Origin of the sequence: Actinomadura sp. 3N508, assembly GCF_044326375.1 — a bacterium.
GTDB lineage: Bacteria > Actinomycetota > Actinomycetes > Streptosporangiales > Streptosporangiaceae > Spirillospora.
On the sequence record NZ_JBIRAX010000019.1, the window covers coordinates 1 to 15,945 of the forward strand.

Sequence of the window (15,945 nt, forward strand, 5' to 3'; positions counted from 1 at the left end):
GGGGGTGGGGTGGTCGGGGAGGAGGCGTGCCGTATGGCGGAGAGGGCGCGTGCGGTGGGATCAGCCGGTGTCCAGAGTGTGCGGCCGATGGGTCGGGGTGGGGTGGGTGGGTGGTCGGTCAGGACTGGGCGGCGGCGCCTACGACCATGGGGGGGTCGGTGGTGGTGATGTGGTCGGATTCGATGACGTCGGCGACGACGGCGGTGATGTTGTCGGGGCCGCCGTTCTCGCGGGCCAGTTCGATCAGCCGGTCGACGGCGCGCTGCGGGTCGGCCTCGGCGGACAGGATCTCGTAGATGCGCTGGGCGTCGACGGGGCCGCTCAGGCCGTCCGAGCAGAGGAGGTAGCGGTCGCCGAGCCGGGCCTCGCGGAGGCGCAGGTCGGGTTCGCGGTCCTCGCGTCCGTCCAGGACCCGGTACAGGACGTGCGACAGCCGGGACGTCTCCGCAGGGTCGGCCGTCTGGCCCGCCTGCTCGGCCTCCGCCTTGAGGAGCTCGTCCATGGTGTGGTCCTGCGTCATCTGGAAGAGCTCGCCGTCCCGTAGGAGGTAGCCGCGCGAGTCGCCGACGTGCGCGAGCGCGACGGACTCGCCCGACCACAGCATGGCGGTGAGCGTCGTGCCCATGCGGCTCAGGTCCGGACGTTCCTCCCGGACGATGCGCAGCTTCTCGTTGGCCTCCGCCACGGCGCGGCCGAGGCTCTCGACGAGATCGTCCTGCGGGGTGTCGGTGTCGAGCGAGCGCAGGGAGCCGATGACGGTCGAGCTCGCGACCTCACCGCCCGCGTAGCCGCCCATGCCGTCCGCGACCGCGATCAGCCGCGCACCGGCGTAGCCCGAGTCTTCATTGTTCTCTCGGTTGCAGCCGATGTCGCTGCCTGCTGCGTATCTGATAGCTACGTTCATACCAATTTCGATGACGATCCGGTCAGAGGAGTTGTATCAGTCGCGGGCGGCTGCCTCGCCATCGGCGCCGGACGTGCCGACACCGTGCCGGACGGCGTAGAGCGCCGCCTGCGTCCGATCCTGGACTCCCAGTTTCATGAGCAGATTACTGACGTGTGTCTTGACCGTCTTCTCGGACACCACGAGCGCGCGGGCGATCTCCCGGTTGGATCTGCCCCGCGCGATGTGCACGAGCACCTCCCGTTCACGTTCGGTCAGCGCGGCCAGGCCGCGGTCGTCCTGCGCGTCCGGCCCGTCCGCCAGCATCGCCTCGGCCGCGTCGGGCGCGAACAGCACGTGCCCGTCGTGGACCGCCCGGATCGCCTGGACGAGCGCCTGTGGGTCGACGTCCTTGTACAGGTACCCGGCTGCGCCCGCCTGAACGGCCGGCAGCACGTGCCCGCGTTCGGTGACGCTGGTAAGGACCAGGACCCGTGACGCCACCCCGCGAGCCCGCAGCTCCGTCAGCGCTGTCAGGCCGTCGGCGCCCGGCATCTTGAGGTCCATGAGCACGATATCGGGCTCCAGGGATTCGGCCAGTGTCACGGCCGACGTGCCGTCCTCCGCCTCGCCGACGACCTCGATGTCGTCCTGGATGCCGAGGAAGGTGCGCAGCCCCTGCCGGACGACCGGATGGTCGTCCGCGATGAGGACCCTGATCGGTGCCCTGCCCGGGGGGCGTCGGGGGCCGTCCCCACTCGGGGAGCCCGGCTCGCGCACGTTCGCCGTCACAGCGGCACCTCCAGCCGGACGGTCGTGCCCTGCCCGGGCGCGGCGTCGATCGTGAGCGCGCCGCCGATCGAGTAGGCGCGGTCGCGCATGGACGCGAGGCCGAGCCCGTTCTGCTGCTCGGCGGCCGCCGTGTCGGACGCGTCGAACCCGGACCCGTCGTCGGCGACCTCCAGCACGGCCTGCCCGTCCCGCGTGCCGAGCCGCACCTCGACAGTCCGCGCACCCGCGTGGCGGAGCGCGTTGTAGAGCGCCTCCTGGGTGATGCGGAACGCGACGGCCTCCTGATCTTCGGGCAGGACGACGGCCTCGTCGGCGGCGATGCGCACGGTCGTCTCGTGCGCCCGGTCGAGGACCTCGACGTGCTTGCGCAGCGAGGAGACCAGGCCGTCGGTGAGGTCCGCCGGGCGCAGCTCGAAGATCACGGCGCGGAGTTCGGCGAGGGCCTCGGCGGCGAGCCGCTCGACCTGCTCCAGCTCCTGGACGGTCCGGACGGGGTCGCGCTCGGCCAGCGCGGACGCGGTGCGCGCGGTGAGGCGCAGCGAGAACAGCTTCTGCGCGACGGCGTCGTGCAGCTCGCGGGCCATGCGGTTGCGTTCGGCGACGACCGTCAGCTCGCGGTTGTGCTCGTACAGGCGAGCGTTCGTGACGGCGATCGCGGCGTGCGCGGCGAACAGGGTGAGGAGCTCTTCGTCGTCGCCGGTGAAGCCGCCGGGACGCTTCTTGTTGGCCAGGAAGATGATGCCGATGACGTCCTCGCCGTCCCGGATCGGCACGCCCAGGAAGTCTTTCAGGACGGGATGCGCCTGCGGCCACCCCTCGAACTCGGGCTCCCTGCGGATGTCGGCGAGCCGCTTGGGCGTGTCGCCGTGCAGCATCGCGGCGAGCATGCCGTGCTGGCGCGGCAGCGGGCCGATGCGCTCCCACTGCTCGTCGGAGATGCCCTCGACGACGAACTCGGCGAACGAGCCCGCGTCGTCCGGGACGCCGAGGGCCGCGTACTGGGCGTCCAGCAGCTGCGCCGCCGCCCGGACGATCACCTGCAGCACCTCGTGCACGGACAGGTGCCGGGTCACCGCGAGCACCGCGGAGCTCACGGCGCGCAAGGTCGCGCCCTGGCCGCCGCTTCCGCCGTCGGTGTCCATCCCGGCCTCTCGTCTCCGCTGGCCCGCGCGCCTCGCGGCGCTCACATGTGAAGACCGTACTCGCTGTGCGGGATTTCTCGAATCAGCCTCCGGTACGAGGTCACCGCCGGTCCCGTCCGCGGGTCCGGGACGGCGGTCCTAGGACCATCTGACCACCGTCCAGCGGTCCCGACGGCCGATGCCGCAAGCGGCGCCGATTTCTAGCGTCGGAGGCATGAAGACAGCACTGATCACCGGAGCCTCCCGGGGCCTCGGCCGGGCCCTGGCCCGCGAGCTCGTCCGGGACGGCTGGCACGTCATCATCAACGCCCGCGACGCGACCGCACTGGCCGCAGCAGCAGACGACATCCGCACCGCGACCAGCAACAACGCCCCCACTGACACCGTCAACGCGGCCACCGACACCGTCGGCGCGGCCAACAGCGGCGGCACGGGCACCGCCGGCGGCAACGCGGGCACTGGCGGCGGCGTCACCGCCATCGCGGGGGACGTCACCGACCCAGCGCACCGCGCCGACCTCGTCCGGGCCACGGACGGCGGCCTCGACCTGCTCGTCAACAACGCGAGCACCCTCGGCCCGACCCCGATGCACCGGCTCGCCGCACTGCCCGTCACCGACCTTGCGGACACGTTCGCCACGAACGTCCTCGCACCGCTGGCGCTCATCCAGGACGCCCTGCCGAGCCTGCGGGAGCGGCACGGCGCGATTCTCAACATCACGTCGGACGCGGCAGTGGAGAACTACGAGACGTGGGGCGGCTACGGGTCGTCCAAGGCGGCGCTCGAGCAGCTCTCGAACGTCCTAGCCGCCGAGGAACCGGACGTGTCCGTCTGGTGGGTGGATCCAGGCGAGATGAACACCGACATGCTCCGCGCCGCAGGCGAGGACGCCGATTCCGCTCCCCCACCGGAGGAGGCCGCTGCCGCCCTCCACCACCTGGTGACCGACCACCTCCCCAGCGGCCGCTACCGCGCCTCAGCCCTGGCAGCCACCCAATGACCACCGTCCTAGAACCCCCCGACCAGACCAATCCCACAGCACAGCCGCGCCCCGAACCGCTCCCTGACCAGGCGGGGCCCGTCCCGGCGCTCGGCAAGACGACGCCCGAACAGGCGCAGCCCGGCCCAGATTTCGGAAAAGCGGCGGCCGAGCAAGCAGGGCCCGCACCGGCCCTCGGGAAGGCGGAGCCCGAGCTGGCCGCACCCAGCAAAGCGCTCGGAACGGTCGAACCCGAACAGACCGGATCTGCGCCAACGCTCGGGAAGCCGGCGTCCAAGCAGGCAGGGCCCGCACCGGCGATTGGGGAGGCGGCGGCCGAGCTGGCCGCGCCCAGCAAAGCGTTCGGGACGGCCGCGCCCGAGCAGGCTGGACCTGCACCGGCCCCCGGGAGGGCGATTTCCAAGCAGGCGGGGCCTGGCCCGGTTATCGGGAGAGCGGTGGACGAGCGGGCGGGGCCTGCACCGGCGATTGGGGAGGCGGCGGCCGAGCTGGCCGTGCCCAGCAGAGCGTTCGAGGCGGCCGGCCCCGAGCAGGGCGGGCCTGCATCGGCGATCGGAGAGGCGGCCAAGCAGGCAGGGCCTGCATTGGCGGTTGGGGAGGCGGCGGCTGAGTTGGACGTGCCCGGCAGAGCGTTCGGGACGTCCGTGGACGAGCAGGGCGGGCCTGGGTCGGCGACCGGGGAGGTGGCGGCCGAGCGGGCGGGGGCTGAGTTGGCGGGGTCGAGGGGTGCGCGGGGTGTGCTTGGGGGCGGGTTTCGGGGGACGACGTTCGGGATCGTCATGGTCGTCACGCTGCTGGCGTTCGAGAGCATGGCCGTGGGCACGGTGATGCCGCTGGTGGCGGGGGATCTGGACGGGCTGGCGCTGTACGCGTGGGGGTTCAGCGCGACGCTGATCATGAGCCTGCTTTCGACGGTGCTGGCCGGTGGATGGGTCGATCGGTCCGGGCCCGTGCGGCCGTTCATGATCGGGCTCGGGACGTTCGTCGCCGGGCTGGTGATCGCGGGGGCGGCGCCGTCCATGTGGGTGTTCGTCGCCGGGCGGGCTGTGCAGGGTCTTGGCACGGGTGTGTCGCTGGTCGCGATGTATGTCGTGATCGCTCGCGTCTATCCGGAGGAGTTGCGCTCCCGGGTGTTCGCGGCGCTGTCGGCGGCGTGGGTGCTTCCTTCGCTGATCGGCCCGGCGATCGGGGGGCTCGTCGCTGAGCACGTCGACTGGCGGTGGGTGTTCCTCGGGCTGGTTCCGTTGGTGATTCCTTCGGCGTTGCTGCTGGTGCCTGCGCTGCGCAATATCAAGACGGTGGAGGCCGCACCGCCGGCGGGCAGGGGGCGGCATGTGGCCGCCGTTGCCGTGGCGGCGGGGACCGGCGTCCTGCTGTACGGGCTGGACAGGCCCGGCTGGACGATGGCGCTCGCCGCCGTCGCCGGGCTCGCGGGACTCGGGTTCGGGCTGCCGCGGCTGCTGCCCGCCGGGACGCTCCGGCTCCGCCGCGGGCTGCCGAGCGTCGTGCTCGTGCGGGGGCTGCTGTCCGGCGCGTTCTTCGGCACCGACGTGTTCATCCCGCTCGCGCTGACCCGGCTGCACGACTTCAGCGCGGCGCAGGCCGGTGTCGTCCTGACGGTCGGGGCGCTGGGCTGGTCGGCGGCGTCGCAGATCCAGGGCAGGTCGGAGCGGCCGCGCGAGTTCTACGCGCTGCTCGGCGCCGTGCTCACCACCGCCGGGATTCTCGCCGCCGCCGTGGCGCTGCAGATCTCCGGCTGGCTGGCCGCGCCCGCGTGGATCATCGGCGGCGCCGGGATGGGCTTCGCCATCGGCAGCCTCTCCGTCCTGCTCCTCGACCTTTCACCCGAGGACGAGCAGGGCGTCAACTCGTCCTCGCTGCAGATCAGCGACACCCTCGGCTCGTCCCTCGTGGTCGGGGTCGCGGGCGCACTGGTCGCTGGCTTCGGCGCGGACAGGCTCGGCACGGGCCTGGCCGTCGCCGGAGCGTTGTTCGCCGCGATCGCCGCGTTCGGCGTGATCGCCGCTCTCCGGCTGGAGGCCAGGAAATGACCGTCGAATTCACCCTTCCCAGCGCCCTGGAGGCCCACGAGCCCCCCGAGGCCCGCGGCCGGGCCCGTGACGGCGTCCGGCTCCTCGTCTCGCGCCGCGCCGCCGGCGAGGTCTCCCATCACGAATTCCGCGAACTGCCCGCACTGCTCACCCCCGGTGACCTGCTGGTCGTCAACACGTCGGCCACGCTGCCGGCCGCGGTCCGGCTCGACAGGATCAGTGTCCACTTCTCGACACCGGTCCCGGGCGCGGACGCGAACCTGTGGATAATCGAGCTTCGGCGGGTCGCCGGGAAGTCCAGTCACCCCTACTCGGGCGGCAGCCCGGGCGAGTGGATCCCGCTGCCCGGCGGCGCCAATCTGACTCTCGTCGGACGGCATACAGACCGGCTCTGGCAGGCGCGGCTGAGCACCGATGTGGTCCCCTACCTGCGGCGCTACGGGGTGCCGATCCGGTACGGGTACGTCCGCCGTGACTGGCCGGCCGCCGCCTACCAGACGGTTTTCGCGGGTGATCGATCGACGGGCAGTGCCGAAATGCCCAGCGCAGCCCGCCCGTTCACGCCTGAGCTGGTGACGCGGCTGGTCTCGCGCGGCGTCCTGATGGCGCCGATCACGCTGCACACCGGGGTCGCGTCCCCCGAGGCGCACGAACCGCCCTACGCCGAGCGCTACGAGGTCCCCGAACCGACGGCCGCGCTGGTCGAGCACGTCCGCGCGCGCGGCGGCCGGGTGATCGCCGTCGGGACGACCGCCGTCCGCGCGCTGGAGACGTCCGTGAACGCCGCTGGACGCGTCCAGGCGTCCAAAGGGTGGACCGAGCACGTCGTGACGCCCGAACGCGGCGTCCGCGCCGTGGACGGCCTCATCACCGGCCTGCACGAGCCCAAGTCGTCCCACCTGATGATGCTCACCGCCATCGCCGGAAGCGAGCTGCTCACCGCCACCTACGAGGCCGCGCTGGCCGAGCGTTACCTCTGGCATGAGTTCGGGGACGCGAATCTGATCCTTCCTTGAAGGCTACGGGCGGGGTCGGACGCCAGGGATCGGCCAGGACGCTACGGGTGGGGTCGGGCGCACGGGCCGGTTTTCGCGGCCGGTACCGTTGTGAATAGTTATGGACGGGTCAGCGCAGCGCACACTGCTCATCACGCTCACCGGACGCGACCGCCCCGGCGTGACGTCGCGCCTCTTCACCACACTCGCCGAGTTCCCGCTCACCGTCGCCGACGTGGAGCAGGTCGTGATCAGGGGCAGGTTGATCCTCGGCGTCCTGCTCTCCTACACCGAGGGCGCCGACATCGGCCGCGTGTGGAACGCCGCCGAACGCGTCGCGAACGACCTCGACATGGAGATCGAGCTCTCCACGGGCCGCAACAAGCGGACGCCGAAGCGCAGCGGGCGCCTGCACGTCACCGTGCTCGGCGCCCCGCTGAAGCCCGCCGCGATGGCGGGGATCTCGGGCCGGATCTCCGCGCACGGCGCCAACATCGACCGCATCGAGCGGCTCGCGCACACGCCCGTCACCTGCATCGAGATGGACGTGTCCGGAGCCGACCCCGACGCCCTCCGCGCCGGGCTGGCCGTCGAGGCCGCGCAGCAGCAGGTGGACGTCGCCGTCCAGCAGAGCGGCCTGCACCGCCGCGCCAAGCGCCTCGTCGTCATGGACGTCGACTCCACCCTCATCCAGGGCGAGGTCATCGAGCTGCTCGCCGAGCACGCAGGCTGCCTCGACGAGGTCGCCAAGGTCACCGAGGCCGCCATGCGCGGCGAGCTCGACTTCGAGGGCTCCCTCCGCGAACGGGTCGCGCTCCTCGCCGGGCTGGACGCGTCCGCCCTGGAGGACGTCCGCGACAAGCTCCAGCTCGCCGCCGGAGCCCGCACCATGGTCCGGACGCTGAAGCGCCTCGACTACAAGTTCGCCATCGTCAGCGGCGGTTTCACCCAGGTCACCGACGCGCTCGTCGACGATCTCGGCATCGACTACTCCGCCGCCAACACCCTGGAGATCGAGAGCGGCAAGATCACGGGCCGGATCGACGGCCCGGTGATCGACCGCGCCGGCAAGGCCACCGCCCTCGAGCGCTTCGCCCGCGAGGCCGGCGTCCCCCTCAGCCAGACCGTCGCCATCGGCGACGGCGCCAACGACCTCGACATGCTCCAGGCCGCCGGGCTCGGCATCGCCTACAACGCCAAACCGGTCGTCCGCCAGGCCGCCGACACCGCAGTCAACGTCCCGTACCTGGACACGATCCTCTTCCTCCTGGGCATCTCCCACGAGGAAGTAGAAGCCGCCGACGCTCTTGATGCCCAGAGGGGCGACCCCGTGGAATCCCCATCACGAGCCGGGCGACCCTCACACCACAACTAAGAACCCAGCGACCGCGCGGCACCGCGACGTGCCGCTCCGGTCGCCCGGCTCACCGGATCATGTGACCTCCGCTCGCAGCTCTCGCTCCACCTGCCTGCCCCGCACCCCGGCTGAGGTCAGGTCCAAGAAAGCCCAGACGTCGCAGCAGCGACGCAACGCACGTCCGCGACGGGAAGGCAGACCGCAACGGCGGCGTGAAGATCGCCTGTGCCGTTACCTGGGGGTTCCAGGGGGTCGCCCCGCTGGGTAGAGACTGATCATGTTCAGGCGGGCTCGGGGGGCCTATGCCCAGGTCGAGGGGTCTGCGGCGCCCATGTACGGGTTGGCGGCGGCGCTCGCCATGGCCGTGCCGTTGTTCGTCGGGACACTGACCGGGCACGGCGCGCAGGGGGCGATGATCGCGCTGGGCGCGTACCTGGTCGCGCTTCGCACGCCGGAGGGGCCGTACGGGGCGCGGGCGCGGGACCTCGCGGTCGGGGTGCTGGTGGTGACGGTCGGGTCCACGGTGGGCGGGCTGCTGGCCGGGCACACCTGGCTGGCCGTGGCCGTCGTGCCGCCGCTGATCGCGCTCGGCGTGGCCGTGCCGCGGATCGGGCCGACGGCGGGGCTGGCGGTGCTGCTCAGCGCGATCCGGCCGCCGTCCGCCGACGTCGTCGCCATCGGGATCCTGGAGCTGATTGGCGGGTCGCTCACCGCCGGGCTGCTGCTGGCGCCGTGGCCCGCGCGGCGGCTGCGGCCGCTGCGGACGGCGCTGAGCGAGGCCGCCGACGCGGTCGCGGAGGCGCTGGACGCCGTCGCGCAGGACGTCGGAACCCCCGACAGCACCCCTCTCGACGAGGTCGACCTCACGAATCCCGACCTGCTCGACGTCATCCGCATCCCTGACTGGGAGGTCAAGCGGCGGGCGGCGTCCGAGGCGCTGTCGGCCGCGCGCACCACCTACGGGCTGTACCGGTCCGGGCGCGGGGGCGGCGACCCCACCCGGCCCGAGCGGCTGCTCGACGCGCTCGGGCGCGTCCTGCACGAGACGGTGACGCTCCAGGCCGTCCTGGAGGCCGCGAAGAACTATCCGCCGGACCGCGAGTGGGAGCTGGAGACGCAGACGGCGATCTCGGCGCTCGCGGCGCGGCTGCGGCTGCTGTCGGGCGGCGTGGCGAGCGCGGGCGAGGCGCCGCTCGGCCGCGAGGAGTCGGCGGCCGTCCGGCGGATGGGCCGGGCCGCGGAGCACATCAGGCGCGCCGGGCAGGCCGGGGACGAGGACCTCATCGCGGTCTCGCTGATCGGGCAGGTGCGCCGGTCGATCGAGCGGATCGCGGGCGAGGTCGCCTCCGCCCGCCGGATCGTCGCGGGCGGGCTGCGGTTCGGTTTCGGCGCGCCGCGGATGCCGGAGACGCTCGACCCGCTGCCGGTGTGGGCCCGCGTGCGCCGCGCCGTCCGCACCCGGTCGCCGATGTTCCGGCAGGTGTCGCGGGTGTTCGTGACGGCCGTCGCGTCGATGGCGCTGTCCGCCGCGCTGGGTCTGTCGCACGGGCACTGGATGACGATCACCGCGATGCTGAGCCTGCGCGCGACCTACGGCGAGACGGTCGAGCACGTCTTCCAGCGCGTCGGCGGCACCGCGGCCGGGTCGGTGATCGCGGCCGTCATCCTGACGCTCGCGCCCGACGAGCCCGCCATCGCGATGATCATCTTCGGGTTCGCGCTGGCCGGGTTCGCGATGCGCGCGGTGAACTACACCTACTGGGCGCTGTTCGGGACGCCGCTGGCGATGATGCTGCTGGACTTTTCCACACCCGCCGACTGGGTCATCGCGGGCGAGCGGATCGTGCTGACCTTCGGCGGGACGCTCATGACGTACCTCGCCGTCCGCCTGCTGTGGCCCGCCGGGCACGTGGAGCGGCTGCCGGTCCTGCTCGGGCGGCAGCTCGGCGCCCTCGCCCGCCTCGTCCGGACGACGGCGGACGTGCTCGCCGGGGAGATCGTCCGGCTGCCGGACGAAACGGTCGCCGCGGCCGGACGGTCGGCGGAGGCCGTCGACCGCACCCGGGATCGGCTCGGCCACGAACGGCTCCCCGACACCGAGCTGATCGACGAACTGGGCACCGCCGTGGACGCCGCGCACCGCACCCGCGACCACCTCATCGCCGTCGCGCGGCTGTCCCGCGAGGAGGCCGTGGACACCGGCCCGATCCCCGAGATCCTCGACCGCCTCGCCGACGAGCTCGAAGAGGCAGCGGAGCAGCTGGAGGACCCGGAGAACCTCGACCCGAAGGGCGCCCTGCCCGCCGAGGAGCTCAGCGAGGAGCTCGCCGACCTCGACACCCACCTGTCCACGCTCACCCGCCGCCGCCGTGCCGAGATCAAGTCGGGCGCGAGCGGGGACACGTTCACCCCCGTCCAGCACGCCCTCTTCCAGGTCTCCGGGACCCGCTACACGATCAGAGCGCTGCGCCGCGACACGGGAACGGTCATCGAGTCGTCCCTGGCCGCCGCGCAGCCACGCACCTGACCCGCCACGCCAGAGGTGTCAGTCCTTCGGGGTGCGGACGGTGCGGAGCGTTCCGGCGCCGGGCCGGACGCCGGTCCACGCGCCCGGCAGGTCGATCACGGCGAGCGCGCAGGTCGGGAAGGCGTCCGGCGCCTCCCCGGCCAGATCATGGACGATCTGGTGCACGGACGGGTTGTGCCCGACCAGCAGGACGCGCTCGGCGTCGTCCGACGACCGGGCGACGAGATCGAGAAGCTCGTCGGCGTCGTTGTCGTAGATCCCGGACTCGAAGCTCACCTCGGCGTCGACGTCCAGCAGAGCGAGCGTCTCCCGCGTCCGCGCCGCCGTCGAGCACAGCACCGAATCGGGGACGAGGTCGTTCGCCCGCAACCACTCACCGGTCGCCGCGGCGTCGCGCCGCCCCCGGTCGTTGAGGGTGCGGTCGATGTCGGGAATCCCCAGCCCGGCAACGGCCTTGGCGTGACGAAGAACGATGAGCGTCGGCATTATTTGATTGTATTTCTCTCCTCCTTCGGCCCTAGAGGGCCTCCATCGTCGAGAAACACGGGCGATCGCTGGCATCGCTCCGTCTCGCCTGGCGGCTCGCTGCGCGATCAGGTTCTCGCAAGCTCGAACCTGCCTTCGGACGCGATCGCGGTGGCTCAGGTTGTTGCGTGGTTGCGGTGGTGGTTGCTGTCGTTGCTCAACGGGTTCGCTCAACGGGTTCGCTCAACGAGAGGCCGCTCAGCGGCCGGTGCGTTGTCATGGTTGCTTGGGGGCGGCCATACGCTGTAGACGACGCGTTACGCGTCCACTGGACGAAAGCATGAGAAAGCGGGAGGCGCTGTGGCGAGCGGCGGCGGGAAGTCGACGATGTCGGGGCCCAAGGGCTTCGCGCTCATGCTCGGCGTGATGCTCGGCATCATCCTCGCCATCTGGGGTCTGGCCGCTCTCGTCGCCCCCTAGCCAAACCAAAAGGGGCCGGTGGCGTGATGCCACCGGCCCCTCTGGTTGGACGAGGTTATGCCTTGTTAGCGGACGATTCCTCGGTGCCCGACTCTGCCGGGGTGCCGTTGGAGTCGGCGCCGACCGACGCCTCCTCCGGAGTGGCCTCCTCGATGGCGCCGCCCTCGGCCTCGCCGCTCTCCGTGGCGGACGGCGCCGGGGCGCCACCCGCGATGGCGGGCTCGGCGATCGGGTCCGCGCGCCGCTTGGACACCACGATGGCGGCCACCACGACACCGACGGACAGCGCGGTCACGACGACGCGCAGGACGGTGTTGCCCGCATACGTCACGACCGCGGGCGCGATCAGCAGCGCGACCAGGTTCATCACCTTGATCAGCGGGTTGATGGCTGGGCCCGCGGTGTCCTTGAACGGGTCGCCGACCGTGTCGCCGATGATGGTGGCCTCGTGCGCGGGGCTGCCCTTGCCCCCGAGGTGGCCCTCCTCGACGAGCTTCTTGGCGTTGTCCCAGGCGCCGCCGGAGTTGGCGAGGAACACCGCCATCAGGACACCGGCCGCGATCGCGCCGCCCAGGTACGCGCCGAGGGGCGCGTAGCCGAGCGCGAAGCCGACCGCGATCGGAGTCATGATCGCCAGCAGGCCGGGGGTGGCGAGCTCGCGCTGCGCGTCCCGGGTGCAGATGTCCACGACCCGGTCGTAGTCGGGCTTCTCGGTGTAGTCCATGATCCCGGGCTTGGTGCGGAACTGCTCGCGCACCTCGACCACGACGCGTCCGGCCGCACGGCCGACCGCCGAGATCGCCAGGCCGGAGAACATGAACACGACCGCGGCGCCGATGATCAGCCCGATCAGCACGTTCGGGTTGTCGATCGACAGGCTGAACACGCCGAAGTCGCCGAGCGCGTCCTTGGCGTCGTCGGACGCGTCGTTCAGCGCGGAGATCACCGTCGTCCGGAAGGAGCCGAACAGCGCGGTCGCGGCGAGGACCGCCGTCGCGATCGCGATGCCCTTGGTGATCGCCTTGGTGGTGTTGCCGACGGCGTCCAGCCGCTCCAGGATGGACGCGGCCTCGCCCTCGACGTCCCCGGACATCTCGGCGATGCCCTGGGCGTTGTCGGAGACGGGACCGAAGGTGTCCATCGACACGATCACGCCGACCGTGGTCAGCAGCCCGGTACCGGCCATCGCCACCGCGAACAGCGCGACGGTGGTGTTGCCGAAGCCGAGCAGGAACGCCCCGTAGACGGCGCCGCCGATCACGAGCGCGGTGTAGACGGCCGACTCCAGGCCGAGCGAGATGCCCGACAGGATGACGGTCGCGGGGCCCGTCCGGGCGCTGTTGGTGACCTCCTGGACGGGCTTGCGGTTCGTCTCGGTGAAGTACCCGGTCAGCAGCTGGATCGCGCTGGCCAGGACGATGCCGATGATGACGGCGCCGAGCGCCACGATGCGCGGATCGGCGTCCAGGCTCCGGATCTCGGGGTCGGTGACGCCGGTCAGGTCGGCGAACGACGACGGCAGGTACGCGAACGCGGCGATCGCGACGAGGATCGCGGAGATCCCCGCCGAGATGAAGAAGCCCCGGTTGATCGCGGTCATGCCGGAACGGTCGCCGTCGCGGGGCATCACGGCGAAGATCCCGATCACCGCGGTGATCACGCCGATCATCGGGACGATCAGCGGGAACACCAGGCCCTCGGTACCGAACGCCGCGGTGCCGAGGATCAGCGCCGCGACCAGCATCACGGCGTAGGACTCGAACAGGTCGGCGGCCATGCCGGCGCAGTCGCCGACGTTGTCGCCCACGTTGTCGGCGATGGTCGCCGCGTTGCGCGGGTCGTCCTCCGGAATGCCCTGCTCGACCTTGCCGACCAGGTCGGCGCCGACGTCGGCGGCCTTGGTGAAGATGCCACCGCCGACTCGCATGAACATGGCCAGCAGCGCGGCACCGAAGCCGAAGCCCTCCAGGACCTTCGGCGCGTCGCCCTGGTAGGCGAGCACGACGACGGCCGCGCCGAACAGCCCGAGGCCGACGGTGAACATGCCCGCGACGCCGCCGGTGCGGAACGCGATCCGCATCGCCGTCTTCTCGCCGTCCTTCTCCCGGGCGGCGGCGGCGACGCGGACGTTCCCGCGGACCGCCAGCCACATGCCGGTGAAGCCGGTGACGGCGGAGAACAGCGCGCCGATGACGAAGAAGACCGACCGTCCGATCCGCTCACCGGTCGAATCGGCGGGGAGCAGCAGCAGGACGAGCGGGATCAGGACGACGAAGACCGCGACCGTTCGGAACTGGCGTTTCAGATAGGCACTCGCGCCCACCTGAACGGCCCGCGCGATCTCTTGCATCTTGTCGGTGCCCTGGCCCGCGGCCAGCACATCCCGCACGAGACCTGCGGCGACGGCCAGTGCCAACAGTGCGATCACAGCGACGACGACGACCAGTGAGAGGTCGCCGCCGCCGAGATCCACTTCTGCGCTGGCCGGGCTTGACAGGGAAAGCCCAGCAGACATCCATCCTCCTCGACAGGGGTGTTGCGATCTCGACCGTCCGGTCAAAGACGATCTTTACCGCGTTACCCCGCGAGTCACGATTCCGAACGCCTCGCACGGCAGCGCGGGTCCCGGGAGTCTACGCAGGCGGCACTCGAATGTTAAGGCCGCACGGCCCTTCAAGAGGATGTCGCCGAATTGCAACAGACGATACGCCGGAATTTGCCGGATAAGCCGCCGCACGGGGCATCTCCGCAGGTCAGCAGGGGTTAGCCCGCTATTACCCCGCGGCTACATCGACGGCCGCGCACCGCTGCGGACGCATCGGCGACCCCGCCGACGCTCTATTCAAGCTAGGCATTAACACGGAATATGTCCAGACCCAAATCGGGAAAAGCTAGATCAACTTGCCGGGATTCTCGCAACACCCGCCCCACCGACCCCACCAGCCCAGCCCTGCGGCCCTGCGAAGTCAGCCCGCCGAGGCGAGACGCACCAGCAACGGCGCACCCCGGGCGCCACAGCGAAGGCGCGGCCCCGGCGCAACAGGGAAGGAGCAGCGCAGAAGGAAGGCGCGCCCCGGGCGCAACAGGGAAGGCGCGCCCCGGCGCCACAGAGCGCGCCCCCGGGGCAACAGGAAAGGCGAGCCCCCTGCAGGCCGGCGCGGCGCTACGGGGAAGGCGCACGCCTCGGCGCAGCAGGGCGCCCTCGGGGCAAGAGGGAAGGCGACTCCCCCTACAGGCTGGCGCGGCGCTACAGGGGAAGGCGCGTGCCCCGGCGCAACAGGGAACCCAGCGCAACAGGGACGGGCAGCGCAGGTGGGACGGCGCAGGTGGACGGCGAAGGCCCCGCCCGGGGTGGGGCGGGGCCTTCGGTCGTTTGCGGGCGGCGGGCGCGTCAGATGGCCGCCTCCGCCTCGGCCGACGTCTCAGGCTGACGCCTCAGATGGTCGCCTCGGCTTCGGCCGGCCAGCTCATCCGTATCTGGACCCCCTTGGGCGTCGCGGCGATCTCCACGTCGTCGGCGAGGCCGGCGATGACGGCCAGTCCCAGCTCGGTGGTGCCCTCGCCCAAGCCGAACTCGAAGTCGGCCGCGTCCGGGGGCTTCGGGAGACCCCCCGTCGCTTCGTCGCCTGGGACGGTGTCGCTCACGGTCACCTCGAAGCGGCGGTCGGCGCTGCTCAACTCCAGGCGGACGGGCTCATCCGGGCAGTGCCGGCGGTGCGCCTCCACGGCCCGCGAGCAGGCCTCGCCGACCGCGAGCCTGACCTCGTCCAGCAGCGACTCAGCGACGCCGCTGCGGCGGGCCACGGCCGTCACGATCAACCGGGCGGTGCGGACATGGACGGGCAGCGCACTGAAGGACAGTTCAACGGTCGCCATCTCAGCTACAGGCCGCCTACTTGGCGCCCTTGCGCTTCTCCTCGGCATCGGCGATCGAGTCGTGGATGCCGAAGACCTTGGTCAGCCCCGTGATCCGGAAGATCTTGAGGATTCGCTCCTGGGTGCACACCAGTTCCAGCGATCCGTCGTGGGCGCGCACCCGCTTGAGCCCGCCGACGAGGACGCCGAGCCCGGTGGAGTCGAGGAACTCCACTTTCTCCATGTCCACGAGCAGGTGGAACTTCCCCTTGTTGACCAGGTCGATGAGCTTCTCGCGAAGCTTCGGCGCCGTGTAGACGTCGATCTCGCCCTCCACGTTGATGACGGTGAGGCCATCGTCGGTGGTGTAGTCGTTCACCTTCAGGTCCACAGATCCT

The 15,945-nt window shown here is 71.5% G+C and carries 12 protein-coding genes; 5 read left to right on the forward strand and 7 right to left on the reverse strand.

Annotated elements, in window-relative coordinates; translation table 11 throughout:
• Positions 1–118: 118 nt before the first annotated feature.
• From ACH34S_RS40070 to ACH34S_RS40080, 3 genes are all read right to left on the reverse strand, one after another.
• The gene (locus tag ACH34S_RS40070; RefSeq protein WP_395958159.1) at positions 119–904 is read right to left on the reverse strand and encodes a PP2C family protein-serine/threonine phosphatase; all 786 of its coding nucleotides are present in this window, start codon (positions 902–904) and stop codon (positions 119–121) included.
• A gap of 36 nt (positions 905–940) precedes the next feature.
• Positions 941–1,603 carry a response regulator gene (locus ACH34S_RS40075; RefSeq protein ID WP_395958247.1) on the reverse strand — a complete coding sequence of 221 codons (663 nt, stop codon included), beginning with the start codon at positions 1,601–1,603 and terminating at the stop codon, positions 941–943.
• Between the two features lie 68 nt (positions 1,604–1,671).
• Entirely contained in the window at positions 1,672–2,862 is a 1,191-nt protein-coding gene (locus ACH34S_RS40080) for a GAF domain-containing sensor histidine kinase (protein ID WP_395958160.1), read from the reverse strand.
• 169 nt (positions 2,863–3,031) lie between these two features.
• On the opposite strand from ACH34S_RS40080, the gene ACH34S_RS40085 reads away from it, so the two are divergent.
• The 5 genes from ACH34S_RS40085 to ACH34S_RS40105 all read left to right on the forward strand — a co-directional run bounded on the left by ACH34S_RS40085 (position 3,032) and on the right by ACH34S_RS40105 (position 10,747).
• Positions 3,032–3,817 carry an SDR family NAD(P)-dependent oxidoreductase gene (locus ACH34S_RS40085; RefSeq protein ID WP_395958161.1) on the forward strand — a complete coding sequence of 262 codons (786 nt, stop codon included), beginning with the start codon at positions 3,032–3,034 and terminating at the stop codon, positions 3,815–3,817.
• A complete protein-coding gene (locus ACH34S_RS40090; protein ID WP_395958162.1) occupies positions 3,814–5,868 on the forward strand; it encodes an MFS transporter in 2,055 nt (684 codons plus the stop codon). Before ACH34S_RS40085 ends, ACH34S_RS40090 begins: the two co-directional genes overlap by 4 nt.
• Entirely contained in the window at positions 5,865–6,884 is a 1,020-nt protein-coding gene (locus ACH34S_RS40095) for an S-adenosylmethionine:tRNA ribosyltransferase-isomerase (protein ID WP_395958163.1), read from the forward strand. Before ACH34S_RS40090 ends, ACH34S_RS40095 begins: the two co-directional genes overlap by 4 nt.
• 100 nt (positions 6,885–6,984) lie before the next feature.
• Complete coding sequence (gene serB, locus ACH34S_RS40100; protein WP_395958164.1) at positions 6,985–8,238, forward strand: phosphoserine phosphatase SerB; 1,254 nt, start codon at positions 6,985–6,987, stop codon at positions 8,236–8,238.
• Between the two features lie 313 nt (positions 8,239–8,551).
• Entirely contained in the window at positions 8,552–10,747 is a 2,196-nt protein-coding gene (locus ACH34S_RS40105; protein ID WP_395958165.1) for an FUSC family protein, read from the forward strand.
• 18 nt (positions 10,748–10,765) lie between these two features.
• Here ACH34S_RS40105 and ACH34S_RS40110 read toward each other — a convergent pair whose 3' ends face one another.
• The 4 genes from ACH34S_RS40110 to ACH34S_RS40125 form a co-directional block, all read right to left on the reverse strand.
• Positions 10,766–11,233, reverse strand: coding sequence for a SixA phosphatase family protein (locus ACH34S_RS40110; RefSeq protein ID WP_395958166.1), 468 nt, complete (start codon positions 11,231–11,233; stop codon positions 10,766–10,768).
• A gap of 514 nt (positions 11,234–11,747) precedes the next feature.
• Positions 11,748–14,207: a sodium-translocating pyrophosphatase gene (locus ACH34S_RS40115; RefSeq protein ID WP_395958167.1), complete on the reverse strand. Its 2,460-nt coding sequence runs from the start codon at positions 14,205–14,207 to the stop codon at positions 11,748–11,750.
• Positions 14,208–15,127: 920 nt separating this feature from the next.
• Positions 15,128–15,568: an ATP-binding protein gene (locus tag ACH34S_RS40120; protein ID WP_395958168.1), complete on the reverse strand. Its 441-nt coding sequence runs from the start codon at positions 15,566–15,568 to the stop codon at positions 15,128–15,130.
• 16 nt (positions 15,569–15,584) lie between these two features.
• Positions 15,585–15,938 (reverse strand): STAS domain-containing protein, encoded by a 354-nt coding sequence (locus ACH34S_RS40125; RefSeq protein ID WP_026402937.1) that lies wholly within the window; start codon positions 15,936–15,938, stop codon positions 15,585–15,587.
• Positions 15,939–15,945: the final 7 nt, after the last annotated feature.

What these genes read in the sequence shown, in the direction of transcription:
- ACH34S_RS40070 (WP_395958159.1), bottom strand. Translation starts at nt 904, where the DNA reads ATGAACGTAGCTATCAGATACGCAGCAGGCAGCGACATCGGCTGCAAC.
- ACH34S_RS40085 (WP_395958161.1), top strand. Translation starts at nt 3,032, where the DNA reads ATGAAGACAGCACTGATCACCGGAGCCTCCCGGGGCCTCGGCCGGGCC.
- ACH34S_RS40090 (WP_395958162.1), top strand. Translation starts at nt 3,814, where the DNA reads ATGACCACCGTCCTAGAACCCCCCGACCAGACCAATCCCACAGCACAG.
- ACH34S_RS40095 (WP_395958163.1), top strand. Translation starts at nt 5,865, where the DNA reads ATGACCGTCGAATTCACCCTTCCCAGCGCCCTGGAGGCCCACGAGCCC.
- serB (WP_395958164.1), top strand. Translation starts at nt 6,985, where the DNA reads ATGGACGGGTCAGCGCAGCGCACACTGCTCATCACGCTCACCGGACGC.
- ACH34S_RS40105 (WP_395958165.1), top strand. Translation starts at nt 8,552, where the DNA reads ATGTACGGGTTGGCGGCGGCGCTCGCCATGGCCGTGCCGTTGTTCGTC.
- ACH34S_RS40110 (WP_395958166.1), bottom strand. Translation starts at nt 11,233, where the DNA reads ATGCCGACGCTCATCGTTCTTCGTCACGCCAAGGCCGTTGCCGGGCTG.
- ACH34S_RS40115 (WP_395958167.1), bottom strand. Translation starts at nt 14,207, where the DNA reads ATGTCTGCTGGGCTTTCCCTGTCAAGCCCGGCCAGCGCAGAAGTGGAT.
- ACH34S_RS40120 (WP_395958168.1), bottom strand. Translation starts at nt 15,568, where the DNA reads ATGGCGACCGTTGAACTGTCCTTCAGTGCGCTGCCCGTCCATGTCCGC.